The organism is Arthrospira sp. PCC 8006, assembly GCF_046480465.1.
Taxonomy (GTDB): domain Bacteria; phylum Cyanobacteriota; class Cyanobacteriia; order Cyanobacteriales; family Microcoleaceae; genus Limnospira; species Limnospira platensis.
Genome location: NZ_PKGG01000506.1, coordinates 1 through 694, shown reverse-complemented (window position 1 = coordinate 694; position 694 = coordinate 1). Strand labels below are relative to the sequence as shown.

Below are 694 nucleotides of genomic sequence, written 5' to 3'. Positions count from 1 at the left end.
TTCCACACCCTGCAGGAGTTGCTCGATAACAAGTACCAGTTGCTACGAGCGCACTTACCGAAGCGCCAAACCTTCTTTAATGATTTGCGCGCGCTTACCCAGACTGTACTTCGACAGTTGGGACCACCTTCTGACCTTTATGCTTGAGGGTCTCGAGTTAGACATCCCACCCGATAGCAGTTGAATTTCCAAAATGAGAATTGCTGCGTGCTTCCAGCACGGCTTTACATTGGAGACACTTCTCACTAAAATACACATAGTTCTAGTGAGAAGCTATGTACCTGACTCAAAAGAACCAGATACGAGGACTTCCAGTGCGAGAGTTGAAAGCCTTGGGGGAACTCTGCCGACTGAGTAAAAATCTCTACAATGTAGGAATTTACACTCAATGGCAGTATTACTTCCAAGATGGGAAACATCTTTGCTACGAGTCCAACTATCACTACTGTAAGGGAAACTCGAACTATAAACGGTTGAACACCGATATAGCCCAACAAACTCTTAAAGTAGTCGATCGCACTTTTCGGAGCTTCTACCGTTTGAGCCAGGCCCTCAAAGAGGAGACCTTTCCACAGAAAGTTAGACTCCCTCACTACCGGCCCAAAGACGCTTATTTCGTCCGGATTAGGCCGAGGGTTAAAATCAAGGACGGAAAATTTAGAGTTCCCGTGTCTCGCGACTTGGGCAACTTGCG

1 pseudogene is annotated in these 694 nt (G+C 46.8%); it reads left to right on the top strand.

From position 1 onward, the window contains the following. Positions 1 to 275: 275 nt before the first annotated feature. Positions 276 to 694 (top strand): annotated as a pseudogene (locus B9T16_RS29095) (hypothetical protein); the annotation flags it as partial.